The following is a 24,986-nucleotide window of genomic DNA, read 5'->3' as shown; positions in this document are numbered from 1 at the left end:
CTCCGGCCTCGACGGCCACCCGAGAAGGAATCCCGATGAACCCGATCACCACCCGCCGCGGCCTCGCGGCCGGCGCGGTCCTGCTGCTCGCCGCCCTCACCGGATGCGCCGAGGAGGCCCCCGCGGCCGCGCCCGGCGACGACACCGGCCCGGTCACCGTGAAGGCCTCCGACGACGGCTGCGACCTGAGCCGCCGGGACGTGAAGTCCGGCACCAGCACCTTCTCGGTCTCCAACGGCGGCAGCAAGGTCACCGAGTTCTACGTGTACGCCGAGGGCGACCGCGTGATGGGCGAGGTCGAGAACATCGGCCCCGGCCTGAAGCGCGACCTGATCGTCGAGCTGCCGACCGGCAAGTACCAGGCGGTCTGCAAGCCCGGCATGGTCGGCGACGGCATCCGCGGTGACCTGATCGTCACCGGTGAGGCGGCCGCGCAGGTGGACACCGACACCGCGCTGAAGGAGGCCACGGTCAGCTACCAGCGCTACGTGAACTCGCAGGCGATCGCGCTGGAGGAGAAGACCACCGAGTTCGTCACCGCGGTCAAGGCGGGCGACGTGGCCAAGGCCAAGGCGCTGTTCCCGGTCTCGCGCACCTACTGGGAGCGGATCGAGCCGGTGGCGGAGTCGTTCGGCGACCTCGACCCGAAGATCGACGCCCGGGTGAACGACGTCGAGCCGGGCACCGAGTGGACCGGCTACCACCGCATCGAGCAGGCGCTGTGGGAGAAGAACAGCACCGCCGGTATGGCGAAGTACGCCGACCAGTTGCTGGTCGACGTGAAGACCGTGGTCGCCAAGGCCAAGACCGTGCAGCTCAACCCGCTGCAGTTGGCCAACGGTGCCAAGGAGCTGCTGGACGAGGTTGCCACCGGCAAGATCACCGGTGAGGAGGACCGCTACTCGCACACCGACCTGTGGGACTTCCAGGCCAACGTCGAGGGCTCGCAGGCCGCGATTCAGGCGCTCCGCCCGGCCCTGCAGCAGCGCGACGCCGCGCTGGTCACCACGCTGGACACCAACTTCAAGGCGGTCTTCGCCGCGGTCGACAAGTACCGCGTCGGCGACGGCTTCAAGCCCTACCTGCCGACCGAGGCCGAGCGCCGCGAACTCGGCAACGTCGTCGACGCCCTGGCCGAACCGGTCAGCAAGGTCGCCGGGGTCATCGCGAAGAAATGAGTGAGCCGAAGAAGGGCATCTCCCGCCGCGGGCTGTTCGGCGCGGCGGGGGCTGCCGTTGCCACCGGCGTTGCTGGGTACGCCGCGCACTCCGTCCTGAGCAGTGAGGAGTCGCAGGCCGCCGACAACAGTGGGCCGGTGGAGTTCCACGGTCAGCACCAGGCCGGGATCGTCACCCCCGCGCAGGACCGGCTGCACTTCGCGACCTTCGACGTCACCACCGACAAGCGTGACCAGGTGATCGCGCTGCTCAAGGAGTGGACCGCGGCCGCCGCGCTGATGACGGCCGGGCGCGACATCGGCCAGTACGGCGCGGTGAACGGCCCGGCCGAAGCGCCGCCCGAGGACACCGGTGAAGCCGTCGGCCTCCCGCCGGCCCGGCTCACCCTGACGATCGGCTTCGGCCCGAGCTTCTTCCAAGATGCCAAGGGCAACGATCGCTTCGGCCTGAAGGCCCGTCGCCCAGCCGCCCTGGTCGATCTGCCGCACTTCATCGGCGACAACCTCGACCCGGCCCGCAGCGGCGGCGACATCGCCGTCCAGGCCTGCAGCGACGACCCGCACGTCGCCGTCCACGCGATCCGCAACCTGGCCCGAATCGGCTTCGGCACCACCGCCGTGCGCTACTCCCAGCTCGGCTTCGGCCGGACGTCGTCCACCTCGCGTGCGCAGACCACGCCGCGCAACCTGTTCGGCTTCAAGGACGGCACGAACAACCTCAAGCTCGAGGACACCGCCAAGCTGGAGCAGCAGCTCTGGGTGCAGCCCGAGGACGGCCCGGACTGGATGGTCGGCGGCTCGTACCTGGTCGCCCGCCGGATCCGGATGACGATCGAGACCTGGGACCGTACGTCGCTCAGCGAGCAGGAGCTGATCGTCGGCCGCGGCAAGGGCACCGGCGCCCCGCTGGGCAAGTCCGAGGAGTTCGACCCGATCGACTTCGAGGCCAAGGGCGCGGACGGCGAGTTGAAGGTCGCCAAGGACGCGCACATCCGGTTGGCACATCCCCAGTTCAACAACGGCGCTGAACTGCTCCGCCGCGGCTACAACTTCGTCGACGGTTCGGACGGTCTGGGCCGCCTCGACGCGGGCCTGTTCTTCCTGGCCTACCAGCGCGATCCGCGCAAGCAGTTCATCCCGATCCAGCGCCAGCTGGCCCGCTCCGACGTGATGAACGAGTACATCCGCCATGTCGGCTCCGGCATCTTCGCCTGCCCCGGCGGCGTACCGGCTGGCTCCTTCTGGGGCGAGAAGCTCTTCGCCTGAACCACCGGCTCACTACATTGTGGCGGTGAGCAACCAGCAGAACGGCCACCCGGGCCAGCCGCCGTACGGTCAGCAGCCGCAGCAACCGCCGTACGAGCAACCCCAGTACGGGCAGCCCCAGCCGCCGCCGTACGGGCAGCCGCAGCACGGCCCGCAGTACGGCGGTTACCCGCCGCCCCCGCCGCCGCGCCGCTCGAGCAAAGCCGGCGTGATCGTGCTCGGCGTCGTCGGCGCCCTGGTCGTCGTCGCCGGTGGCGTCTTCGCGGTCACCAGCTTCACCGGCGGCTCCGACGACAGCGCCGGCGGCTCGACCCAGCCGGCTGCGACCCAGCCCGTGAACGACGGGCCGACGTTTCCGGCCGACAGCCCCTCGGCCGGCACGAGCCCCGGCGTATCGCCCAGCTCGCCGGCCGTTCCTCCGGCACGGACGGTCTGCAACGACTGCTTTCCCGGCATCACGGTCAGCGGTCTCGTCGGCACGCTCAAGTCCAAGGGGTACGTCTGCACGGAGGACCGGGTGCTCGGGATCGAGTGCACCAAGGGCAAGCTGGAGGTCGGCATCGACCGCGACTACACCCAGAAGAACTTCGTCGAGAGCGTCGACGTCGGCGGCCGCGCGGGCGGTGCCGGCGAGTTTCCCCAGGGTCCGGGCCTGGCCTTCGCGACGCTGAAGGCGGGCCTGCCCGGCGTACTGCCGCTGGTCATCAAGGACCCGGCGGTCCGGCAGCAGATCACCAGCTTCACCGCGCAGCACGCCGGCCAGGCCGACGGCGGCCCGGCGACGGTGCGGGACGCAAAGTTCGGTGGCTACCGGGTCTCGATCCACGGGGTGAGCGGCGCGACGATCCGCAAGAACGGCCGGTCCGCGTCCAGCTTCTCGACGTCGGTGAACATCTACGGCCCGTCGGACTACTGAGTCCGTACGACGAAGCGCCCGGCTCCGGGGAGATCCGGGACCGGGCGCTTCGGCGTACGGGGGACTGCTACTTCACCGCACCCGCTGTCACGCCGGCGACGAAGTGGCGCTGCGCCAGCAGGAAGCCGATCACGACCGGGATGCTGACCACGAGGGCCGCGGCCATGATCTGGTTCCAATAGACGTTGGTCTGGGTCGAGTACTGCCGCAGACCGACCGACAACGTCCGGTTGGCCTCGGTCGTCATCACCGACGCGAACAGCACCTCACCCCACGCGGTCATGAAGGAGTAGATGGCGACCGCGATCACCCCCGGGCGGGCGGCGGGCAGTACGACGCGCCACAGCGCGCCCATCGGGCCGCAGCCGTCGACCAGCGCGGCCTCGTCGAGCTCGCGCGGGATGCTGTCGAAGTACCCGGCCAGCATCCAGATCGAGAACGGCAGGCTGAAGGTCAGGTAGGTGATGATCAGCCCGAGCCGGGTGCCGACCAGCTGCACCCCGGTGGAGTTGTTGATGTTCACGAAGATCAGGAACAGCGGCAGCAGGAACAGCACGCCCGGGAACATCTGCGTCGACAGCACGGTGGTGCTGAACACCGTCCGGCCGCGGAACCGGAACCGCGACACCGCGAACGCGGCCAGGATCGCGATCGCGACCGAGAACACCGTCGCGGCCACCGACACGATCGTGGAGTTCACGAAGTACCGGGCCAGCGGCACCGTGCGCCACATGTCCACGAACGGGTCGAGGGTGAGGTTCGACGGCCACCAGGTGAAGGCGCCCTGGACGTCGCTCAGCGGCTTCATCGAGGACGTCACCATCACGTACAGCGGGACCAGGACGAACAGGCCGAGCACGGCCAGCACGACCGCCCGGTAGATCTTGAATCCCTTGGTGTCACGCACGACGCGACCTCCTTCCGGTGACGAGCAGGTAGGCGCCGGTGACGATCATCAGGAAGATCAGCAGCAGCACCGACATCGCGGCGCCGGAGCCGAAGTTCCAGGTCAGGAACGACGCGTTGTAGATGTGGAAGGTGATCAGGTCACCCGCGGGCGGTTGCGCCGTACCGAACAGCACGTACGGGGTGTTGAAGTCGCTGAACGTCCACAGGAACAGCACCAGGACCAGCACCAGGTTGACCGGTCGCAGCGACGGCAGCGTGATGTGGCGCCACTGCCGGAGCAGGCCCGCGCCGTCCACCGAGGCGGCCTCGTAGACGTCGTTCGGGATGCTCTGCAGGCCGGCCATCAGGGTCAGGAACGCGAACGTCCACAGCTTCCAGACCGCGACCGTGATCAGCGAGATCAAGGCGTTGCCGCCGATCAGCCAGAACGGCCGGTCCGAGGTCAGGCCGAGGTTGTCGACCAGGACGTGGTTCACCGCGCCGGTGTCGCGCTGGAGCATGAAGTTCCAGGTCAGGATGCCGGCGTAGGCGGGCAGGGCGTACGGGACCAGGAACAGGGTCCGGACGATGCTGCGGCCCTTGAACGCCGGCTGCAGCGCGACCGCCGCGGCCATGCCGAGCGCCCAGGACAGGGCCAGCGTGACCGCGGAGAAGACGATGGTGACGCCGAACGACTTGAGCAGCCCCTCACCGACGGCGTTGTCGAAGTCGACAGCCACCTTGTAGTTGTCGAAGCCCGCCCAGGGTGCCGCCGACCAGTTGGCGATGAAGAACTTGGTCAGCTTGACGAAACTCATCCAGATGCCGACCAGCATCGGGATGATGTGGATCAGCAGCTCGAGCAGGACCGCGGGGGCGAGCAGCAGGTACGGCAGGCTCCGGCTCAGCCCGGGCCGGCGGTCCGGTCCACGCTTCTTCTTCGCGCGTGGGGTCGCGCCCGCGGTGACGGGCGCATCGTGTGTGGCGACGGACATCCGGCGCCTCCTGTCTGTGGATCGCGGGGTCGACGGCGACGAAAGGTGGCCCGGGCAACGTTGCCCGGGCCACCGTTCGTGGGTCAGCTACTCGCCGCGACCTGGTCCTCGGCGGTCTTCAGGGCCGCCTTGACCTCGTCGGCGGTGACCGTGCCACCGGTCGCGATCTTGGCGAACATCGAGTTCATCGCCTTGCCGACGGTGCTCTCGAACTGGTCCTCGGCCGGCACCAGCGGCAGCGGCTTGGACTTGGTGTTGTAGATGTCCTGGAACGTCGCCGCCTCGGTCGCGTCGGTGGTGAACACCGGCTTGGCGTCCTTCAGGACCGGCAGCGAGGCGAACGGCTTGCCCAGCGTGGTCTGGGTCGGCGCGTCGGTCATGTACTTGACGAACTTCAGCGCCGCGTCCTTGTTCTTGGTGTTCTTGAAGATCGACAGGTTGATGCCGGCCACGTGGCTGGCCACCTGCTCGCCGCCGGCCGGCGCCGGGAACGGCACGACGCCGTACTCGCCGGCCTTCATGCCGTTGGCAACGATCGAGGAGTCGGCGTTGTTCTGGTTGATCACCATCGCGACCTTCTTTGTCGCGAAGTCGTTCACCGACTTGGTGCCGTTGTCGTACTGGGCGTTCGACGGGTTGGCGACCTTGTCCTTCTGCATCAGGTCGAGGTAGCGCAGCACGCCCTGCACGTTGCCGTCACCGGTGAAGGTCGGCTTGCCGTCGGCGTCGAACCAGTCGGCCTTGTTCTGCGCGGCGTTGATGAACGCGAAGTGCACGTTCTCGGTGTAGCTGCCGGCGGCCAGCGCCATGCCCCACTGGTTCTTGGCCGGGTTGGTCAGCTTCTTGGCCGCGGCGACCATCTCTTCCCAGGTCTTCGGCGGCTGCAGGCCGGCCTGCTGGAACATCGCCTTGTTGTAGTACAGGCCGTAGGCCAGACCGTAGAGCGGGACCGAGGTCGGGTCGGTGCCTTCCTTGCCGCCGGTCGCCAGAGCCGTCGGCACGAACTTGTCCTTCCCACCGATCGCGTCCATCGCCTCGCCGTCGAACGGCAGGAACGCGTCGGTCGCCTGCAGCGAGGCGGCCCACGTGTTGCCGATGTTGACGACGTCCGGCGCCTGGCCGGAGGTGATCGCGGTCTGGATCCGGGTCTGCAGGTCGTTCCAGCCGATCACCTCCAGGTTGACCTTCACACCGGTCTCCTGGGTGAACTTCTCCAGTACCGGGGTCAGGACCTGCTTGTCGTTGTCCAGGCTGGTGCCCTGGTTGCTGGCCCAGTAGGTCAGCGTGGCGTCTCCACCGCCACCACCGCCGTTGGAATCACCGGAGTCGCTGCCACCACAGGCGGCCAGGCTGATTCCCAAGGCGGACACCGCTACTGCGGCTACAAGCGAACGCAGTCTCACGTCGGACTCCCTCGTCCCATCGAGCCTCCGGCAGGGAAGCAGAGGCTGGTCCGGCCCATAGTGGCCTAACCGGTTAAGTTCGTAAACCCGAACCGGTTCAGTCGGGTCTGCTTCGTTACTGCTATGTGACCTGAGCGGAACCGTGTGCGGGTAATCGGCAGCTTCGCGCACGAGTGCGCACACCACGGTTGCGGCGGTGTTGCGGTTTCGAACTAGTGCGGGGCTCGAGCGCTGGACTCCCGCGCCCGCAGTACCCCGGCAGGTGCCTGGACATGCAGCTCTGAGCCGCCCGCCGCGATCTTGAAGAGCAGGTCGGCCGCCGCCCGGCCGCGCTCCATCGTCTGCTGGTCGACCGCGGTGATGCCCGGCCGGGCCAGCTCACACAGCGGCGAGTCGTCCCACGCGACAATCGACAACTCGTCCGGTACGACGGTGCCGAGCTCGGTGGCGACCCGGAGCGCCGCGACAGCCATTAGGTCGTTGCCGAGCACCAGCGCGGTCGGCCGGTCGCTGTCGGTGAGCACCTGGCGGGTGATGTCTGCGCCGTCCTCGTACCGGTAGCTGCCCTCGTGGTGCCGGACGCGGACGCCACGGCGTACGGCGTGCTCCTGGAACAGCTGGACGCGCAACTGCTCGTGCACGAAGTGGAACGGGCCGCTGACGTGGGCGATGTCCCGATGGCCCAGCGCGACCAGGTGATCGAGGAGGAGAGTGACGGTCTCGTCCGGCGAGCTGATCAGCCGGCCGACGCCGTCGTCCGGCGCGTTGGAGCTGACCACGACGCTGGGAACGCCGAGCTCCTTCAGCAGCGTGATGCGCGGGTCCTGCTGGTGCTCGTCGAACAGGATGAACCCGTCCACCCGGCCCTGCCGGCTCCAGCGCCGCAAGACGTCCAGGTCCTCGCCGTGCTCGCCGGTCAGCCGCAGCAGCAGGGAGGAGTCGACCTCGTTCAGGTACTGCTCGATGCCGACCAGTGTGCGCATATAGAACGCTTCGGTGGAGATCAGCGCGGGGTCGCGGGCGATCACGATGCCGATCGTCCGGGTCCGGCTCGCGGACAGCGCGACGGCGGCCGAGTTCGGGTGGAAGCCGAGCTCCTCGGCCAGCTCGAGCACGCGCCGGCGGGTCTCCTCGCTGACGCCGGACCGGCCGTTCAGCGCGTAGGAGACCGAGGCCTTCGAGATGTCCAGGCGGCGGGCGAGATCGGTGATCGTCACCCGCTGGCTCCGCCGGGCGCTGCTGCTCGCCGGAGGCCTGTCCGCGGTCTGCCCGCTGTCCAAGGACCCGGTTCCGGTCATCGCTGTCTCCCGCCCCGCATGTCCCGGAGAGTAGCAGCGCGGCTCGGCGACAGGCCGTCGTACGCCGTGGGTCGCGACTCGTGGATAGCGTTGTCCCATGGTTGATCGCCTCGATTTCCTGCCCTGGGAGTACCCCGGCCGCGCGTCCGCGGAGCAACGTGCGGACCAGTCCGAGCGGCATCGGCAGCTGGCGGAATCCGGCCCGACCGAGCTGGCCGAGGACGTCTTCGTCGCGTCGACCGCGGCGGTCTTCTGCGACCGGTTGCGGATGGGGGAGCGGTCGTACCTGGCCGCGCACACCTACGTCACCGGCGAGATCAGCATCGGCGCGGACAGCACGATCAACCCGTACGCCGTGGTCCGCGGCCGGATCACGATCGGCGACGGGGTCCGGATCGGCGCGCACACGTCGCTGCTCGCGTTCAACCACGGCACCGCGCCGGACCAGCCGATCTTCCGCCAGCCGCACACCGCCCGCGGCATCACCGTCGGCGACGACGTCTGGATCGGCTCGAACGCGATCGTCCTGGACGGCGTCACGATCGGTTCGCACAGCATCATCGGCGCCGGCGCGGTGGTTACCAAGGACGTGCCGGCGTGGTCGGTTGCGGCGGGGAATCCGGCGCGGGTTCTCCGCGATCGGCGCGCGGCGAATTCCGCGCCGGTTGCCGTACCCTTCTCCGCTCAGCTGACGCCTGCCGCCACCCCAACCTCCGCCACGAGCTCGACTCCCGGCGCCGCCCCTACCTCCGCCACGAGCCCGACTCCCGCCACCGCCCCGACCGCTGCCGGCTTCGATCTCCCGGAGCGGCTGGCGGCCTTCGCCTCCCGCGCCCGCGACCAGGTCGGCGACGTACTGGCCCGGTCCTTCGACGGCGAGCGCTTCGTCGACCGCCCCGGCGTCGTTGCCGACCCCGCGATCCGCCCGTGGTGCGACGCGATCGAGATCTCCGACCTGCTGCTGCGCCGAGCCCCCGAAGGCCACACCACCGACGACCTGATCCGCCGCCTACGGTCCCGCCAAGACCCCGTCACCGGCCTCGTCGCCCCCGGCGATCTCGCCTCCGACGACCAGCCCGACTTCACCGGCCTCTCGGTCCTCGAAGGCCCCGCCAGCTACCACATCCTCTGCGTCGGATACGCCCTCCAGCTCCTCGGCAGCAGCTTCGAGCATCCCATCGTTCTCCCGGACAATCTGACCACCCGGCTCGACCAATTGCCCTGGGCAAGAAACGCCTGGAGCGCCGGCGCCGGAATCGATGCCCTCGGCACCGCGATGGCCCGCAATCTCCACGACCACAAGGAAAATCCCGGTGACGCGTTCTTCACCCTCTTCGGCTGGCTGACCACTCGTGCGGATCCCGAGACCGGTGCCTGGGGCAATCATCACCCCGACGACGGCTGGCTCCAGGTCGTCAACGGCTTCTACCGGCTGACCCGCGGCACCTACGCCCAGTTCGGCCTTCCGCTGCCGTACCCGGAGCAGGCCGTCCGGACCGTGCTCACCCACGCCCAGGACCGCGCCGTCTTCACCGGCGACGGCTACAACGCGTGCAACGTGCTCGACGTCATCCATCCGCTCTGGCTGGCCGCGCGGCAGACGTCGTACGGGCGGGTGGAGGGCGAGCGATGGGCAAGGGACATGCTGTCCGGGATCCTCGACCGCTGGGTCGACGGAGGGGGCTTCGCCTTCGCACCGGACGGCCGCGACGACCGCTCGATCCCCGGTCTGCAGGGCACCGAGATGTGGCTGGCCATCGTCTGGCTGCTCGCGGACCACCTCGGGATCTCCGGCTCGCTCGGCTACACGCCGCGGGGCGTGCACCGGCCCGACCCGCTCGTCACGCCGCCCGGAGGCCATCTACTAGCCTGAACCGGTGGACCCCCGGACCCGACGGCTCGTCACCTCTGTCGTACTGCTGGCTCTTGTCGCCATCGTGGTGATCGCCGCCCTCGTCGGCTGACGCGCTAACCTGACGCGCCATGAGCTCCCCGACGCGGTCGCCGTACCTGCTGCGGGCGGGGCTGGTCCGTAACGTCCGCAGCGGCGAGCACCTGACCACGTTCGTGGTGTCGGGTGTGGCGACCGTGCTGATCACCCGGCTGATCCTCGGACTCAGCGGCTACCCGCAGATCGGTGGCAAGGGCCTGCACATCGCGCACGTCCTGCCCGGTGGCCTGCTGATGCTGGTGGCCATCGTGCTGCTGCTCGCGTACGTCGGTCCGGTGGTCCGGCCCGCAGCGGCGCTGATCGGTGGGGTCGGGTTCGGCCTGTTCATCGACGAGGTCGGCAAGTTCGTCACCTCGGACAACAACTACTTCTACCAACCCACCGCCGCGATCGTGTACGTCGTGTTCGTGCTGATCGTGCTGGGCAGCCGGTTCGTCACCACCCGGCGGCCGATCGACCCGCGCGAGCAGCTGGCCAACGTGGTCGACCACGCCGTCGAGGGAGTCGCCGGTGGGCTGTCCCGGCGCCGGCTGGCTCAGGCGTCGGAGCAACTGCGTCAGGTCCCGCCGCAGGTCGCCGGACGCCGCGAGACCCGGGCCCTGCTCGCAGCGGTCGAGCCGGACGAGGTGGAGCTGGCCGCGCCGGTCGACGCGGCCTGGCGGGCGCTGAAGCGAGGCTTCGACCGGCTGTCCACGCATCCGCTCGCGCCGCGCGTCGCGGTCGGCGTACTGGCTCTGCAGGCGTTGGGGGCTCCGGCGATTGCCGCTGGGATCCGCTTCGACAGAGGGGAGTTGCTGACTGACTTCCCCGTGCTGGGGGTTGCCGCGGGAAGCGTGCTGTCGGCCACCTTCACGGTGCGCGGCTGGCTGCGGCTGCGGGTCGGTGACCGGGCTCGTGCGGTGCGGCTGTTCGAGCTCGCCGTACTGGTGTCGCTGCTGGTGACCCAGGTGTTCCAGTTCGCCGGGACGCAGTTCGCCGCGGTCGGTGGCATGCTGCTCGACCTCGTGCTGCTCGGTCTGCTCGGGGCGGAGCGGGACCGGCTGCGGCGCGAGGCCGAGCCCAGTGTCACTGAGGCGGCGACGAAGCGGTTGCCGCCTGTTCCGGACGGTCCCCGGTTCCCGGAGGACCCGAACGACCCCGTCTAGGCTGCCGGCCGCCCCAGTCCTCGCCGTGCCCGAAGACCAGCGGTGACATGGTGGCGACGAAGTAGATGGCACCGGCCGTCAGCAACGCGGGAGCCAGTCCCAGCACCACGATCATCGCACCGGCCACCACGCCACCCAGCGGTACACCGGTCCAGGCCATCGCGTCGCCGAGCGAGTTGACCCGGCCGAGCAGCGGGCGGGGGATGCGCTCGATGAACAGTGCGCCGAGCACCGGGTTGATGAAGCCGGCACCGACGCCGGCGAGCGCTGCCACCGCGCACACGGCCCACAGAGGTGAGTCGAACGCCATCACGACGAACCGTGGCGCTCCACAGATCAGGAAGGCGACGGTGAACACCAGCTTGCGGGGGAGCTTGTCGCCGATCGCCGACGCGAGAGCGGCGAACAACGTGGCCGTCACGCTGAACGCGGTCAGCACCAGGCTGATCTCGGGCGGGCCGAACCCGTGGTCCCGGATCCAGACCGGCAGCATCACCGCGGCGTACGCCATGTCGAACAGGTTGGTGACCGCGATCATCAGGACGAGTGGCAGGAGCAGCCGGTCGCCGCGAAGGAACCGCCAGCCCTCGTGCAGCCGTTGGCGGTAGGTGCCTTCGTCGTCCTGCTCCTCGGTTCGCTGGTGAGCGGACGGGATCCAGCGCCGGATCAGCAGCGCGCAGAGGCCGAACGACGCGGCGTCGATCCACAGTGCGTTGACCTCGCCGACCAGAGCGATGAGCGCACCGGCCACACCGAAGGCAATCAGGCCGGCCAGGCGTTCGGTGGTGCTCTCCAGACCGGTGACTCGTTCCAGCGGCATCTTGGCCGCTGTCGCGATGTCGGGGACGAGCGTGCCCTTCGCCGCGTCGCCTGGACCGCGCAGCGCACCTGCGACTGCGACCACGGCGAGCAGTAGGGGAAAGCTCAGCAGGTGCAGGGTGTGCAGCAGCGGGATGAGCGCCACCACGAACATGCTGGCGGTGTCGGCGGCGACGCTGATCCGCTTGGGTCCGAGCCGGTCGATCAGCGGACCGCCGACGGCCTTGCAGACCACCAGTGGCAGCATCTCGGCCAGCGCGACCACACCGGTCTTGAACGGCGACCCGGTGCTGGTCAGCACGAACCAGGGGATGGCGATCGTGCTCAGCCGGGTCCCGCAGATCGAGACCACGTTCGCCACCAGGAACGCGATCAGCGGCGCCCGGTACGGCGTCGGCGCCTGCTCGGCGGTCATTCGCGTTCCCAGGTGAAGGCTTGGATCTGGACGGTGACCTTCTTGGTGCCTTCGGGGGCCGGCTGGGCCAGGTCGGTGCGGTACTTCTCGAAGACGGCCATCACCTCGCTGGTCAGTGTGGTCAGCTGTTCCGGGGTCAGGTGGAAGGCCCAGTCGGACAGCAGCGTCGCCTCCCGCCACTCCGGGTCGAGCGTCTGCCAGCCGTCGATCGCGCGGAACATGTTCTCGGCGTAGGTCTGGCCGATGCCGTGCAGGAAGCCGAGGGTCAGTTCGGGCTCGGTCTGCAGCAGTGCCGCGGCGTCGAACTCGGTGCCCATGTGCGAGGCCTTCCACCACCGGTCGCGGGCGTTGCCGCGGCTCTCGTCCTCCTCGACCAGACCGGCCTCGGCCAGCTGGCGCAGGTGGTAGCTGGTGGCGCCGGTGTTGACGCCGAGCCGGCCGGCCAGGGTCGTGGCGGTCTGCGGGCCGTGGATGCGCAGCAGCCCGACGATCCGGTTGCGCATCGGGTGCGCGAGGGCGCGCAGGACCCGTCCGTCCAGCTGAACGATCTCGTCTCCGGTCATGCGGTCACTCTAGAACTGCACAATCGGTTTGCAAAGAGCTTTTGCAAAAATTCTTTGCAGTCGGTTGTCCACAGCTTCCGAACTCGCCGCCGGGTGCGGCTCGGATCGCGGCACTTTGTTCGTGAGAGGGGAACCCGACGCGGTCCGACCGAGGCCGGCGGCTCCCCGGACTGGAGGCTGGACCATGCTGCGGGTGATGCTCGAGGACGCCGACTACTGCGACGTCCCGGCCGATCTGATGACGTTCGACGACGGGGTGGTCGTCTTCTGGCGCGACGGCGAGGAGGTCGGCCGCCATCGCCAGGCCCGGATCCGCTCGCTCGAGCTGATCGCCTCGCGCTCGATGACGCGCCGGATCGAGGAGGCCCGCAAGGCTCACCCCAACGCCTTCCGGGTCTGGACCCAGGAGCAGGAGAACCTGCTCACGAAGATGTGGCACGAAAAGGCCACCCTCGACGAGCTCGTCACCGCGTTGGGCCGCCAGCCCGGCGGGATCGCCACCCGGCTCAGAGCCCTGGGCCTGCTCGGCGAGGACGAGAAGATCACCTGACGCGCCTGTCGAAAGCCCTGTTGGTCACCCAGCCGTTCGGTGCTGACAGCAGCCGGTGACGACCTGTCGGGAGCGACCCGGCGAAGGGCCCGCAGACACTCCGGACGAGACCCTTTTGTGATGCAAGGAGGTGGTCGGCGACAATGGCGCGATGCAAGCGGAGCTGGAGCCGGAATCGATGCCGGACATGAACCCGGAGGGGACCGACGACGAGTCCGGTCCACTCGGGGCGGTCCGCGCTGCCCTGCTCTCCTCGCAGAGCCTGGTCCGCGCGATCGGATCGGGCCGACGCCGGGGTGCGGAAGCGCCGGCGTACCACCGGGCCGAGATCCGGTACGTCGATCTCAAGGCCGGGCGGCACCTGCAGATCACCGAGTTCGACGAGCGGCAGTCGCACACCCGCAACGCCCCGGCCGACAGCGCCGAGGCCGGCGAGGTCGTCGACGAGCTGCTGCGTGCGCCGTACGGGAACTGGCATGTGGAGACCACCGGCGAGACGCTCCGGCTGCGGTACACCAAGAAGGGCAAGGTGCTGCTGCACCGCGAGCAGGAGACGCGTGAGCAGTGGACCGATCACGACCGGACCAAGCAGCGGGTGCTGGATCCGGCCGCGCCGTTCCTGGTCGAGCTCGGGATCAGCGATCACCACGGCCGGGTGAAGCCGTCGCGGCAGTCGAAGTACAAGCAGATCGAGGAGTTCTGCAAGCTGCTCGCGCCGGCGCTGGAGGAGGCGATCGCGGCGGGCCGGATCACGACCGGTCAGCCGTTGCAAGTGGTCGACCTGGGCTGCGGAAACGCCTACCTCACGCTTGCCGCGTACCACCTGCTGACGGCCGCCGGACACGACGTGCGAATGACCGGCATCGACCACAACCCGGCAGCCCGCGCGCGGAACACCAAGCGGGTGGCCGCGCTGGGCTGGCAGGACCACCTGCGGTTCGTCGACGCGACCATCGCCGACGCGCAGCTGGACGTGCGGCCGGACGTCGTGCTCGCGCTGCACGCCTGTGACACCGCGACGGACGACGCGCTGGCCCGTGCCGTCGGGTGGGAAGCGCCGCTGGTGCTCGCGGCACCTTGCTGCCACCACGACATCCAGAAGCAGCTGAAGAGCGTCGAACCACCGGCGCCGTACGGCTTGATGACGAGATATGGCATCGTTCGGGAGCGGCTCGCCGACATGTTGACGGACTCGTTGCGTGCGGCGGTGCTGCGCCAGGTCGGCTACCGGGTGGAGGTCGTGCAGTTCGTGGACAGTGAGCACACGCCACGCAACCTGTTGCTCCGCGCCGCCCGGACCGGAGCGACCGCGGGACCCGAGGTTCGCGCGGAGTACGAGGAACTCGTCGGCGCGTGGCAGGTCACCCCGCGCCTGGCGACGCTGGTTCAGGAACTCAACCGCGAGGCGGTGTCGTGAGCTTGCTGCGCACAGTCCTGACCGTGACGGCGGCATCACTGCTCAGCCTGACCGGCGCCGCCCTTCCCGCGGGAGCCGCCGGAGCCCTACCGACTTTCAGCACGACCGCAGCCGCTGGAGCCGTACCGAACTCCAGCACGAGCGAAGTCGCTGGAGCCGTACCGAACTCCAGCACGACCCGAGCTGCTGGTCCGGTCGGGAACGAGCGCGCGGCGGATCCGCCGCCGGCGCCGAAGAAGCGGTTCACGATCCGCGACGACCGGGTGGACGACTCCTCCGGTCTGGCCCGGAGCCAGAAGTACGAAGGCATCTGGTGGACGGTGAACGACTCCGGCGAGAACGCCGTGGTGCACGGCATCGACAGCACCGGCAAGGTCCGGGTGGAGCTCGGGCTGAAGGCGCCGGCGAAGGACGTCGAGGCGATCGCGGTCGACCGCGACGGCACGATCTACATCGCCGACATCGGTGACAACAAGAAGAACCGCGACATGATCGAGGTCTACACGATCCCCGAGCCGTCCGCGCTCGAGGACGAGTCGGCGCTGCGGCCGCACCGCTACGACTTCGAGTATCCCGACGGCGCGCACGACGCCGAGACGCTGCTCATCGATCCCGGCACCGGCCGCCTGTTCTTCGTCACCAAGGTCGCCTCGGGCAAGTCCGGCATCTACGCCGCCCCCGAGCAGGCCTCGCGCGAAGGCACCAACGAGCTGACCAAGATCGCCGACGGCCCCGCCGGAGTGACCGACGGCGTCTTCCTGCCCGACGGCAGCCAGGTCGTCCTGCGCAGCCTCACCGACCTCGCCACCATGGAGTGGGGCGACGAGCCCAACGTGATCGCCCGGACCGCCACGCCGACCGCCCAGGGCGACGCGGTCGCCCTCAGCGACTCCGGCAACTCGCTGCTGATCAGCAGCAAGACCTCCGCCGTCTACGACGTCGCCGTCCCCAGCCGCAAGCCCGCCGCAACCCCCCCCAGCCCCAAGGCAACCCCGGCCCCCGCCGCCGCCTCGGACTCCGGCGAGACCAAGAAGAACCACAACCTCCGCTGGATCATCGTCGGCGCCGCCCTCTTCGCCATCCTGATCACCTTCCTCACCTTCCCACCCGGCCGCCGCGAACGCCTCGACCGCATGGCCGAAAACGCCCGCCTCACCGGCCAACCCCCACCAGACCCCCACGGCCGCCGCCGCGCCGCCTGATCCCGCAACCGCCGGCCCACCCCGAGTCGACCGCCACCACGCCGCCAACCGCCGCTGCCGCACCCCCGGCACACGACCCTGAACCACGCGCGCGCCGCCGCGTCGGTGCCGAACCAGCAGAGTCGACGGCACATGCTCGGCGGAGCGGCTGGCCTGGCTGCTGACAAGCTGCCGGCCGCACCACCCGCGCCACCCGCGCCACCCGCGCCACCCGCGCGACCCTCGCCACGCTTACACCGCGCCCCGTCAGGTGTCGAACCGGCGGACATGTCGCCACGTCGACTCGGCCGAAGTCGACGACCGCGGCTCGGCCGGAGTCGCCGACGGCAGCAGCAGCGGAGGGCACGCCGCTGCTTCCGCACCACTCCGCACTGCCCTCGGCCACGCTCACGCCGCGCCCGCCAGTTCTGAATCAGCGGACAAGTTCCCGCGCCGACTCGGTCGGCGTCGACATCCCGGTCGACGACCGCGGCTCGGCCGGAGTCGCGGTCGGGAGCAGCAGCACGTGGGCAGGTCGCTGCTGCCGCCCGCGACCCCTCGACCACGCTCACACTGCCTCCACCAGCTGCCGACCAGCCCTACAAGTGGCCGTCCGCGCGGGTGAGCGTCGCCGTCGACCAGTGGACAGGTCCCGCTTGCGCGGGGTGAGCTTCGCGGCCGACCATCTTCACCGGCGCGCCCGCCGGCCGCCGCCGAGCCAGCGAGCAGGTGCGGGGTGGAGTGAGTGTGGCCGTTCGCCATCTCACCGGCGCCCGCCGGCTGCCACCGGACCAGCGGGCAGGTGCCCGTCTGGCGGGCTGAACGTCGGACCATGCTCGCCGACGCCGCCTAGCGCGCCGCCGAGCCGGCAGGTGACATCGAGCCGCGGCTGCGCGGAGTCGCGGTCTCGGCAACCGGTCGACCGAGGTCAGAGGTACTGCGCCTCGCCGTGGCCGAACGACCAGTCGGGGTCGCTGTTCTCCGTGACGGTGATCAGGACGTTGCGCGGATCCGTGCCGGTGTGCTCGTGGATCAGTTCGGCGATTCGCCGGTGCATCGCCTGCTTCATCTCAGACGATCGTCCGGCGCGCAGGGTGACGGCGACGAAGACGATCTCGTCGTCCCGGTCGATGCCGAGGAAATTCCCGTATTTCAGCGTGCTGGTGGTGCCGTCGTGGCTGGTCAGTACTTGGAACAGGTCGTCGGGCGGGATGTCGATCGTCTCGACCAGAGCGTCGTGAACCGCCCGACCCAGCGCGGCGAGACGATCGGGGTCAGCGCGTAAAGCGTCGATCCGGACCAGAGGCATGCCGACATACTAGTAGGTACAGCCGTCCGCCGGCCTTGGTGAAGGATTGAGATTGCACGAACAGCACACCTTCAGCGTCTCGCCGTTCCAGGCGAAGAACCACGGCCGGAGCGTCGGCGGTACCCGATCGCCAGGTCGGCCCCGCGGGCCAGGCGATGCGGCCGAGCTCCCGGATCCGTTGCGGCGGTGTCGGCCCGGAGCCGATCTCGTCCGCGGTGATTTTGTCGGTCGCGCTCGACGCCGCTTGCCCGACGGGCCGAGCGCCGACACAGGTCATCGAGCAGGTCCTGCGCGACAGCCGGGACGGCGTCGCGCTCGGCCGATCACGTGCGGCCCCTCGACCGGCAGGGTTGAAAGAGGTCGCGTTGTCGATCGGCCGCGTGTACGCGAGAGGTGGTCGGCGTTTCAGGCCGTCGCGGGTTCGCCGCGGACGGCGGCCTGGTACGCCGCCAGGGCTTTGGGGTCGTCGACGCTGCCGTGGTGGTGGAACTGGAGCCACCGGCCCTCGTGGTAGCGCAGGTATCGCGTGGTGCGGAAGGTGATCGGCACCGCGGGACCGTTGTCGACGGCGTACTCGGCGGTCTCCCGGCCGGCGAAGACGGCGTGGTCGGCGCCGAGGTACTCGACGATGTCGCCGAAGGTGACGGTCAGCCGGACGCGGCCGTGGAAGACCTTGTCGTACAGGTCGGCGATCGCCTCGGTGCCGCGCAGGATGCCGCCGACCGGGTTGTTGAGCTGCGCGAGGGGATCCGCGGGCCAGACGCGGACCAGCGTGTCGAGGTCGCGCTGGTTGAGGGCGGCGTAGAACGTCTCCAGCGCGGCGAGGGCGCCGGTGCGTCCGGGGTCGGTCGTCTCGTCGAAGCGGACGCGGGCGTCGGGGCCGAAGGTGTCGATCAGCAGGTCGGGCATCAGTTTCTCCTCGGGTGGAGGGGTCGATGGAGCCTCCACCAGTCCGTACGACGGAGGCCGGCGAATTCTTCCCGCACCAGTTGCCCTCGGCGCACATCGACGGTGTCGGCCTCTACGTGGCGATGAAGGCGCCCGACCGGAGAGCACAAAACCCCCGCCCGGAAGGGGCGGGGGCCTCATGGAGACTCAGCGCAGGGCGTCGACGGTGAAGTCGATGGCCTGGGTCAGCTTCTCGACGTCGTCGGGGTCGACGGCCGGGAACATCGCGACCCGGAGCTGGTTGCGGCCGAGCTTGCGGTAGGGCTCGGTGTCGACGATGCCGTTGGCGCGCAGGGTCTTGGCGACCGCGGCGGCGTCGATCGAGTCGTCGAGGTCGATGGTGCCGATCACCAGCGAGCGGGCGTCCGGGTCCTCGACGTACGGCGTCGCGTAGTCGGACTTCTCGGCCCAGGTGTAGAGCCGGTTGCTGGAGTCGGTGGTGCGGGCGACGCTCCACTCCAGGCCGCCCTGGCTGTTGATCCAGTCGGTCTGCTCGGCCATCAGGAACAGCGTGGACAGCGACGGCGTGTTGTACGTCTGGTTCTTGCTGGAGTTGTCGATCGCGGTGGCCAGGTCCAGGAACGCCGGGATCCAGCGGCCGCTCGCGGTGATCTCCTCGACCCGGGCCAGCGCGGCCGGGGACAGGATCGCGATCCACAGACCACCGTCGGAGGCGAAGCACTTCTGCGGCGCGAAGTAGTAGGCGTCGACCTCGTTCAGGTCGACCGGGAGACCGCCGGCGCCGGAGGTGGCGTCGATCGCGACCAGCGCGCCCTCGTCGGCGCCCTCGACCCGCTTGACCGGTGCCATCACGCCGGTGGAGGTCTCGTTGTGCGGCCAGGCGTACAGGTCCACGCCGGCTTCGGCGACCGCGACCGGACGGGTGCCCGGGTCGGCCTTGATCACCGACGGCTCACCCAGGTGCGGCGCCTGCTGGGAGGCCTTCGCGAACTTCGAGGAGAACTCACCGAAGCTCAGGTGCTGGCTCTTCTCCCGGATCAGCGCGAACGTCGCGATGTCCCAGAACGCGGTCGAACCGCCGTTGCCGAGCACGACCTGGTACCCGTCGGGCAGCTGGAACAGGTCGGCGACGCCGTCCTGGACGCGCTTGACCAGGTTCTTCACCGGGGCCTGGCGGTGCGAGGTGCCGAGCAGCTTGGCACCTTCGGTCGCGAGTGCGGCGACGGCTTCCGGACGGACCTTCGACGGCCCGGCGCCGAACCGGCCGTCGGCGGGCTTGAGCTCTGCGGGGATGACAATGTCGCTGGTCACCTGGGGTGTCCCTTCGTCGTCTGGCTGGTTCCTCGCCGACGACGCTGTCAGCACCGCCTAGTGTTCCACATCGGCTCGGCGACCTCGCCCGCCGGTCCGGATGATGACGCCCGCGCGGCCACCCACGATCAGTTCGCCGGACGCCGAAATGTCCCGGGCTTAGCCTGCGGGCATGAGTCAAGAGGCGGTACGACGGCGCTACCTGGAGATCAACGGCACGCACCCGATGACGGCCGCGGACGACGCCTACGTCACCCGCCAGTTCAGGGTGCTGAGCGAACTGTGCGAGCAGACCGGGCGCGACCTGCACGAGGTTCGAGGCTGGATGCTGGACGGACGGCTGCCGATGCCGAGCTATCTGCGCTCGGACGGCGCGGAGATGGTGCCCGCGGACCTGTTCGAGCCGGCGGACAAGGTCGGGCTCGACAACCTGCGCGAGTGGTTCGTGGCGCACTGGCCGGATCCGGCGACAGGCCGGGAGGAGTGGCAGGCGTACCTGAGCGGTCAGTACGTGTGTCTGCATTCGGTCACCCCGGCGACGATCCAGCGCAAGGGCGAACTCGTCCACGCGATCGAGCGAACGACGGACCCAGCGGACCTGAAGCGACTCGTAGACGAGCTCGACGCGCTGGAACCGGACTTCACCGGCTACGACCGCCTGCGGTTCGGCGGCCCGGTCTCCCGCGACACCCACATCACGGCAGTCCGGAAACGCCTGGCCTGACCCGCTTCGGAGCGGTCCATCCGAGGGCGGCGCCCTAGAGTTGGTGAATGGTGTTCTTCGGTGGGCTGCTGGGGTTGCTCGGGCTGGTGACGTTGCTGGTCCGGGACGGCGACGTGGCCGGGATTCCGGCGGTCGGGTTCGGCGTCGGGCTGCTGCTGGTGGGTGCGGCGGTGGCCGGGTTGGGCTTGTGGCGCAAGGCGGCGGTCCGTCGCCGGCGGCGGGAGCGGGGCGAACCCGAACCGGTGGGCGACATCTTCGAGCGGGCCCGCGCGTTGCCCCGGCTGATCAGGGCAGCGCGCCGCGGGGACTACCCGGGCCTCCCGACGAGCCGGATGGCACTGTGGGGCTTCGCGGTGCTCTACCTGGTCTCGCCGATCGACGTACTGCCCGAGCTGCTTCCGATCATCGGGATCGCCGACGACGCCGGGGTCGCCGCCTGGCTGTTCACCAGCGTGTCGACGGCGGCCGGCCTCTACCTGCGCCACGAGCGCGACCAGCAGAGGCCGATCCGCCCCTGACCTACTCGTGCTTGCGGGTGACCGTGTGCGTCCCCGTCAGTACGGCGACCGGCCCGTCCGCCGTCTCGACCCACTCGCCGCACGCGCCGCCACCCTCGGCGACGCCGAGCTCGAGCGGCGTACCGTCCATGCGCAGCGCCGGGTGGTAGTACTCCGCGACCTGCTCGGCCTCGCCCTGGATGTAGTGGCCGATCAGTGCCCGCCGGAAGCGATCGGTGGTCACGTTCGGCGCGCTCCCGTGCACCAGCGCGCCGTGGAAGAACAGCACGTCCCCGGGCTCCATCTCCACCGGTACGGCGGCGTCCGGCGCCGGCAGCGGCACGGTGATGTCGGTGAAGCTGACCATCGTGTCCGCCTTCTCCGTACACAGGATCGGCCACTGGTGACTGCCCGGGACGACCTCCAGGCACCCGTTCGCCTGGTCGACCGGATCGAGCGCCATCCAGGCGGCGATGCACGTGCCCGGCTCGGCCTTGAGATAGAAGTTGTCCTGGTGCAGCGCCTGTCCGCGGGAGCCGGCGGGCTTGAAGTAGAGCATCGTCTGGACGGCGTACGGCGACCGCCCGAGGATCGTGGTCATCACCTCGTCCAGCCGCGCGTCGATCAGCCAGCGCAGCGAGACGTCGTCCCAGCGGTGCATCTGCGCCATCCGCGGATACCGCTTCAGCGGATCGCGACTCCCGGCCTGTACGCCGACCAGGTCCTCGGCGTACCGGTCGCGCTTGCGCAGCACCATGTAGTGCTCGCGCAGCCGCTCGGCTTCCTCAGTGCTGAACAGTCCGCGCACCAGCGTGTAGCCGTCGCGCTCGAACTCGTCCTTGAACGAAACGCTCATCCCAACCTCCTTCGATGCCTCTAGTCTGTAAGTCGACAAGACGACCGGCGACGGACGATCGACGCAAGGGGTTGAACTTTTGACGCACCCCATCGGGTTGACCGGCAGAGTGCACCTGTTGTCGCCGCCCACGTTCTGGCGGTGCGAGCCGAGCTGGACGTGGGTGTCGCGACCGCTGGCGGACCACTTGCTGTGGTGCGTCCTGGACGGGATCGGCCGGCTGGAACTCAACGGTCAGGTCAAGGAGCTGACGCCAGGAACGTGCGCGGTCTTCGCGCCCGGGGACGCGCCGACCGCGGGCCACGACCCCAAGCGGCGGCTGCTGGTCTTCGGCATGCACTTCGAGCCGGTCCGCAGGGCCTGGCGTACGGCGGACGTCGTCCCCGCGACGCGGTGGGGCAAGGTGCAGGACCGGGTGCTGCTGGGAGCGCTCGCGAAGGCGTCGGACGCGGCGTACCGACGGCAGGACGCACTGGGCTCCAGGAAAGCAGAACTTTGCCTGGAGCAACTACTCGCCACGGTCTGGGAGGCCGCCCACGACAAGGGCCGGACGGCGGGGGACCAGGTGATCGACGAAGTGGCACAGGCGATTCGGCAGGACCCCGGCCGGGACTGGTCGGTCGGTGGGCTGGCCCGCGACGCGGCGCTGTCCCGGGCGCAGTTCACGCGCCGATTCGTGGCGCGGCACGGCAGTACGCCGGCGCAGTACGTGATCCAGGCGCGGATCGACCGGGCCCATCAGCTGCTCACCGAGTCCGGCATGACCGTGACCCAGACGGCTGCCGCCCTCGGCTACACCGACGTGCCGTACTTCAGTCGGCAGTACAAACAACGCACCGGCCGGTCGCCGAGCGACGACCGGCCGGTGCGGTGACGAGCAGGCCTCACGCCCAGGCGTCGTTCCAGCCCTCGATCGAGGTGGCCGGGCGGGTGGCCGGGCCGGAGTAGACGGCGGACGGACGGATCAGCCGGCCGGTGCGCTTCTGCTCCAGCACGTGGGCGCTCCAGCCCGCCGTCCGGGCGCAGGTGAACATCGACGTGAACATGTGCGGCGGCACCTCGGCGAAGTCGAGCACGATCGCGGCCCAGAACTCCACGTTGGTCTCGAGCACCCGGTCCGGGCGGCGTTCGCGCAGCTCGGTGAGCGCGGCCTGCTCGAGCGCCTCGGCGACCTCGTAGCGCGGCGCGTCCAGCTCACGGGCGGTCCGGCGCAGCACGCGGGCGCGCGGGTCCTCGGCCCGGTAGACGCGGTGGCCGAAGCCCATCAGCCGCTCGCCGGCGTCCAGCAGCCCTTTCACGTACGACCGCGCGTCGCCGCTCTTCTCGACACCCTCGATCATCGTCAGCACCCGCGCCGGCGCACCGCCGTGCAGCGGGCCGGACATCGCGCCGACCGCACCGGACAGCGCCGCGGCCACGTCCGCACCAGTGGACGCGATCACGCGGGCGGTGAACGTCGAGGCGTTCATGCCGTGCTCGGCGGCGGAGGTCCAGTACGCGTCGACGGCCTTGACGTGCTTGGGATCGGGCTCGCCGCGCCAGCGGATCATGAACCGCTCGGTGATCGTCGTCGCCTTGTCCACCTCGCGCTGCGGGACCATCGGCTGACCGATGCCGCGAGCGGCCTGGGCGACGTACGACAGTGCCATCACCGCGGCGCGGGACAGGTCGTCGCGGGTCTGGACGTCGTCGATGTCGTACAGCGGCCGCAGGCCCCAGGCCGGGGCGAGCATCGCCAGCGCGGACTGGACGTCGACCCGGACGTCGCCGGTGTGCACGGGCAGGGGGAACGGCTCGGCCGGCGGCAGCCCCGGCGTGAACGCGCCGTCGACCAGCAGGCCCCAGACGTTCTCGAACGGCACCCGGCCGACCAGATCCTCGATGTCGACGCCGCGGTAGCGCAGTGCCGACCCCTCCTTGTCCGGCTCGGCGATCTGAGTGTCGAACGCGACGACTCCCTCGAGACCGTGCTGAACTTCGGTTTTCGGATCTGACATCAGCCTGTGACTCCCTTGTCCTCGATAGGCGCTCCGGCAGCATAGTTCGCCGCCTCGCCCAGCGGACAGACCTGTGACACGTTCGGCCTCTACGCTCGGGAAATGGGAAACCCGAAGGCATTGGCCGGTGTTGTCGTCGGTGTCGTGCTGGGCTGGGTGGCGATCGCACTCACCGCGTACGCCGGGACGCAGCTCTACACCCGGCGGCTCCAGCGGTTCGACCCCGATCAGTCCGCGACGCTGCCCTACGTGGTGGCGCTGATCGCCATCGGGCTGGTGCTGGGGTTGGCGATGTCGATCAGCGCCATCGGTTCGGGCGTGATGACCGGCGTGGGGCTGCTGATGACGGTCGTCGGCGTGGCAGTGCAGGTGCTGCCGATCAGGACGACGATCGACGCCGTCAGGTTGTTCGAGCTGCCGGGACAGAACACCCGCGGGCTCATCCTGCTGATGGACGGCGCCCTGGTGGTCGTCGGGGTGCTGCTGCTGGTGGCGGGCGGACGGCGAATGGTTGCCGAGTCGCGGCGGTCGATGCCGCCGTACTACCTGGACAGCCAGGCGCAGCCGGGTCTGTACCCGCAGCAGCCGGGCCGGCACCCCCAGATGCCGGGCCACTACCCGCAGCCGGGCCAATACCCGCCGCCGGGCCAATACCCGCCGCCGGGGCAGTACCCGCAGCAGCCGGGCCAGACCTGGCCTGGACAGCAACCGCCGCCGGGCCGTCCCGGACCGCAGGACCGCCCGCACTAGTCTCAGCTGTGTGGACCTAGCAGAGATGCGGCAAACCTACGGCCTCGGTGAGCTGCTCGAGTCGCAGGTGGACGCCGACCCGATCAAGCAGTTCGGGCTCTGGCTCGCGCAGGCGACCGAAGCCGGGCTGACCGAGCCGAACGCGATGGTGATCGCCACCGTCGGCGCCGACGGCCGTCCCTCGGCCCGGACCGTGCTGCTGAAGGGGCTGGACGAGCGAGGTTTCGTCTTCTACACCAACCAGCAGTCCCGCAAGGCCGACGATCTCGCGGCCAACCCGGCCTGCGCGCTGGTCTTTCCCTGGCACGCGATGGAACGCCAGGTCCGCGTCGAGGGCACTGCGACCAAGCTTCCGGCCGAGGAGGTCGACGCGTACTTCGCCAGCCGCCCCCGCGGCTCGCAGCTCGGCGCCTGGGCCTCCCAGCAGTCGCAGCCGATCGAGTCGCGCGAGGAGCTGGACCTCCAGTACGCGTCGTACGAGCGGCAGTGGCCGGAGGGCACCGAGATCGCCACGCCGTACTTCTGGGGCGGCTACCGGATCGAGCCGACCGCCTTCGAGTTCTGGCAGGGCCGCGTCGGCCGCCTGCACGACCGGCTGGCCTATCGGCGCAACGAGCACGGCTGGGAGCTGGTCCGGCTCCAGCCCTGA

The 24,986-nt window shown here is 69.8% G+C and carries 24 protein-coding genes; 13 read left to right on the top strand and 11 right to left on the bottom strand.

Features of this window, described 5'->3' with window-relative positions; genetic code table 11:
* The first annotated feature begins 35 nt into the window (after positions 1-35).
* The 3 genes from efeO to ACQPXM_RS34680 are packed head-to-tail and all read left to right on the top strand — an operon-like array spanning position 36 to position 3,359.
* Positions 36-1,178 (top strand): iron uptake system protein EfeO, encoded by a 1,143-nt coding sequence (efeO, locus tag ACQPXM_RS34690; RefSeq protein ID WP_432941973.1) that lies wholly within the window; start codon positions 36-38, stop codon positions 1,176-1,178.
* Positions 1,175-2,443, top strand: a complete 1,269-nt coding sequence (efeB, locus tag ACQPXM_RS34685) for an iron uptake transporter deferrochelatase/peroxidase subunit (protein WP_432941970.1) — start codon at positions 1,175-1,177, stop codon at positions 2,441-2,443. The genes efeO and efeB overlap by 4 nt, the downstream gene beginning before the upstream one ends.
* A 25-nt stretch (positions 2,444-2,468) precedes the next feature.
* On the top strand, positions 2,469-3,359 hold the full coding sequence (locus ACQPXM_RS34680) for a hypothetical protein (RefSeq protein WP_432941967.1): 891 nt from the start codon (positions 2,469-2,471) through the stop codon (positions 3,357-3,359).
* 67 nt (positions 3,360-3,426) lie between these two features.
* Here ACQPXM_RS34680 and ACQPXM_RS34675 read toward each other — a convergent pair whose 3' ends face one another.
* The 4 genes from ACQPXM_RS34675 to ACQPXM_RS34660 all read right to left on the bottom strand — a co-directional run bounded on the left by ACQPXM_RS34675 (position 3,427) and on the right by ACQPXM_RS34660 (position 7,943).
* Positions 3,427-4,266: a carbohydrate ABC transporter permease gene (locus ACQPXM_RS34675; RefSeq protein ID WP_432941964.1), complete on the bottom strand. Its 840-nt coding sequence runs from the start codon at positions 4,264-4,266 to the stop codon at positions 3,427-3,429.
* Entirely contained in the window at positions 4,259-5,242 is a 984-nt protein-coding gene (locus tag ACQPXM_RS34670) for a carbohydrate ABC transporter permease (protein WP_432941961.1), read from the bottom strand. Before ACQPXM_RS34670 ends, ACQPXM_RS34675 begins: the two co-directional genes overlap by 8 nt.
* Before the next feature lie 83 nt (positions 5,243-5,325).
* Positions 5,326-6,645, bottom strand: coding sequence for an ABC transporter substrate-binding protein (locus ACQPXM_RS34665; protein WP_432941958.1), 1,320 nt, complete (start codon positions 6,643-6,645; stop codon positions 5,326-5,328).
* Positions 6,646-6,857: 212 nt separating this feature from the next.
* Positions 6,858-7,943, bottom strand: a complete 1,086-nt coding sequence (locus ACQPXM_RS34660) for a LacI family DNA-binding transcriptional regulator (protein WP_432941955.1) — start codon at positions 7,941-7,943, stop codon at positions 6,858-6,860.
* A 97-nt stretch (positions 7,944-8,040) separates the two neighbouring features.
* Between ACQPXM_RS34660 and ACQPXM_RS34655 the strand changes: the two genes are divergently transcribed.
* Together ACQPXM_RS34655 and ACQPXM_RS34650 are read left to right on the top strand one after the other, a co-directional pair.
* Positions 8,041-9,816: an acyltransferase gene (locus ACQPXM_RS34655; RefSeq protein WP_432941952.1), complete on the top strand. Its 1,776-nt coding sequence runs from the start codon at positions 8,041-8,043 to the stop codon at positions 9,814-9,816.
* Positions 9,817-9,926: 110 nt separating this feature from the next.
* Positions 9,927-11,039: a hypothetical protein gene (locus tag ACQPXM_RS34650; RefSeq protein WP_432941949.1), complete on the top strand. Its 1,113-nt coding sequence runs from the start codon at positions 9,927-9,929 to the stop codon at positions 11,037-11,039.
* On the opposite strand, the gene ACQPXM_RS34645 is transcribed toward ACQPXM_RS34650, so the two are convergent.
* Complete coding sequence (locus ACQPXM_RS34645; RefSeq protein ID WP_432941946.1) at positions 10,960-12,273, bottom strand: MFS transporter; 1,314 nt, start codon at positions 12,271-12,273, stop codon at positions 10,960-10,962. The two genes, ACQPXM_RS34650 and ACQPXM_RS34645, sit on opposite strands and share 80 nt — an antisense overlap.
* Positions 12,270-12,836 (bottom strand): ArsR/SmtB family transcription factor, encoded by a 567-nt coding sequence (locus tag ACQPXM_RS34640; protein ID WP_432941943.1) that lies wholly within the window; start codon positions 12,834-12,836, stop codon positions 12,270-12,272. The genes ACQPXM_RS34645 and ACQPXM_RS34640 overlap by 4 nt, the downstream gene beginning before the upstream one ends.
* 184 nt (positions 12,837-13,020) lie before the next feature.
* Here ACQPXM_RS34640 and ACQPXM_RS34635 point away from each other — a divergent pair, with 184 nt between their 5' ends.
* The 3 genes from ACQPXM_RS34635 to ACQPXM_RS34625 all read left to right on the top strand — a co-directional run bounded on the left by ACQPXM_RS34635 (position 13,021) and on the right by ACQPXM_RS34625 (position 16,005).
* Positions 13,021-13,386 carry a hypothetical protein gene (locus tag ACQPXM_RS34635; RefSeq protein WP_432941940.1) on the top strand — a complete coding sequence of 122 codons (366 nt, stop codon included), beginning with the start codon at positions 13,021-13,023 and terminating at the stop codon, positions 13,384-13,386.
* A gap of 151 nt (positions 13,387-13,537) precedes the next feature.
* A complete protein-coding gene (locus ACQPXM_RS34630; RefSeq protein ID WP_432941937.1) occupies positions 13,538-14,803 on the top strand; it encodes a class I SAM-dependent methyltransferase in 1,266 nt (421 codons plus the stop codon).
* The gene (locus ACQPXM_RS34625) at positions 14,800-16,005 is read left to right on the top strand and encodes a hypothetical protein (RefSeq protein ID WP_432941934.1); all 1,206 of its coding nucleotides are present in this window, start codon (positions 14,800-14,802) and stop codon (positions 16,003-16,005) included. The genes ACQPXM_RS34630 and ACQPXM_RS34625 overlap by 4 nt, the downstream gene beginning before the upstream one ends.
* A gap of 907 nt (positions 16,006-16,912) precedes the next feature.
* On the opposite strand, the gene ACQPXM_RS34620 is transcribed toward ACQPXM_RS34625, so the two are convergent.
* From ACQPXM_RS34620 to serC, 3 genes are all read right to left on the bottom strand, one after another.
* Positions 16,913-17,293: a tautomerase family protein gene (locus tag ACQPXM_RS34620; protein ID WP_432941931.1), complete on the bottom strand. Its 381-nt coding sequence runs from the start codon at positions 17,291-17,293 to the stop codon at positions 16,913-16,915.
* Positions 17,294-17,698: 405 nt separating this feature from the next.
* Complete coding sequence (locus tag ACQPXM_RS34615; protein ID WP_432941928.1) at positions 17,699-18,202, bottom strand: YybH family protein; 504 nt, start codon at positions 18,200-18,202, stop codon at positions 17,699-17,701.
* Between the two features lie 186 nt (positions 18,203-18,388).
* Positions 18,389-19,513: a phosphoserine transaminase gene (gene serC / locus ACQPXM_RS34610; RefSeq protein ID WP_432941925.1), complete on the bottom strand. Its 1,125-nt coding sequence runs from the start codon at positions 19,511-19,513 to the stop codon at positions 18,389-18,391.
* Between the two features lie 172 nt (positions 19,514-19,685).
* Between serC and ACQPXM_RS34605 the strand changes: the two genes are divergently transcribed.
* Both ACQPXM_RS34605 and ACQPXM_RS34600 read left to right on the top strand, forming a co-directional pair.
* Positions 19,686-20,237, top strand: coding sequence for a DUF6058 family natural product biosynthesis protein (locus tag ACQPXM_RS34605; RefSeq protein WP_432941922.1), 552 nt, complete (start codon positions 19,686-19,688; stop codon positions 20,235-20,237).
* A 47-nt stretch (positions 20,238-20,284) separates the two neighbouring features.
* Entirely contained in the window at positions 20,285-20,755 is a 471-nt protein-coding gene (locus ACQPXM_RS34600; RefSeq protein WP_432941919.1) for a YkvA family protein, read from the top strand.
* Position 20,756: 1 nt separating this feature from the next.
* Here ACQPXM_RS34600 and ACQPXM_RS34595 read toward each other — a convergent pair whose 3' ends face one another.
* Positions 20,757-21,590: a phytanoyl-CoA dioxygenase family protein gene (locus ACQPXM_RS34595; RefSeq protein ID WP_432941916.1), complete on the bottom strand. Its 834-nt coding sequence runs from the start codon at positions 21,588-21,590 to the stop codon at positions 20,757-20,759.
* A gap of 163 nt (positions 21,591-21,753) precedes the next feature.
* Between ACQPXM_RS34595 and ACQPXM_RS34590 the strand changes: the two genes are divergently transcribed.
* Entirely contained in the window at positions 21,754-22,464 is a 711-nt protein-coding gene (locus ACQPXM_RS34590) for a helix-turn-helix domain-containing protein (protein WP_432941913.1), read from the top strand.
* A gap of 10 nt (positions 22,465-22,474) precedes the next feature.
* Here the strand turns inward: ACQPXM_RS34590 and ACQPXM_RS34585 are convergent, their stop codons facing one another.
* Positions 22,475-23,587 (bottom strand): citrate synthase 2, encoded by a 1,113-nt coding sequence (locus ACQPXM_RS34585; protein ID WP_077015070.1) that lies wholly within the window; start codon positions 23,585-23,587, stop codon positions 22,475-22,477.
* Between the two features lie 102 nt (positions 23,588-23,689).
* Here ACQPXM_RS34585 and ACQPXM_RS34580 point away from each other — a divergent pair, with 102 nt between their 5' ends.
* Together ACQPXM_RS34580 and pdxH are read left to right on the top strand one after the other, a co-directional pair.
* Positions 23,690-24,337, top strand: a complete 648-nt coding sequence (locus tag ACQPXM_RS34580; RefSeq protein WP_432941910.1) for a hypothetical protein — start codon at positions 23,690-23,692, stop codon at positions 24,335-24,337.
* A 25-nt stretch (positions 24,338-24,362) separates the two neighbouring features.
* Positions 24,363-24,986: a pyridoxamine 5'-phosphate oxidase gene (gene pdxH / locus ACQPXM_RS34575; protein WP_432951142.1), complete on the top strand. Its 624-nt coding sequence runs from the start codon at positions 24,363-24,365 to the stop codon at positions 24,984-24,986.

Source organism: Kribbella sp. CA-253562, from assembly GCF_050942265.1.
In the GTDB taxonomy this organism is placed as follows: domain Bacteria; phylum Actinomycetota; class Actinomycetes; order Propionibacteriales; family Kribbellaceae; genus Kribbella.
This window is presented reverse-complemented; position numbering and strand designations above follow the sequence as displayed.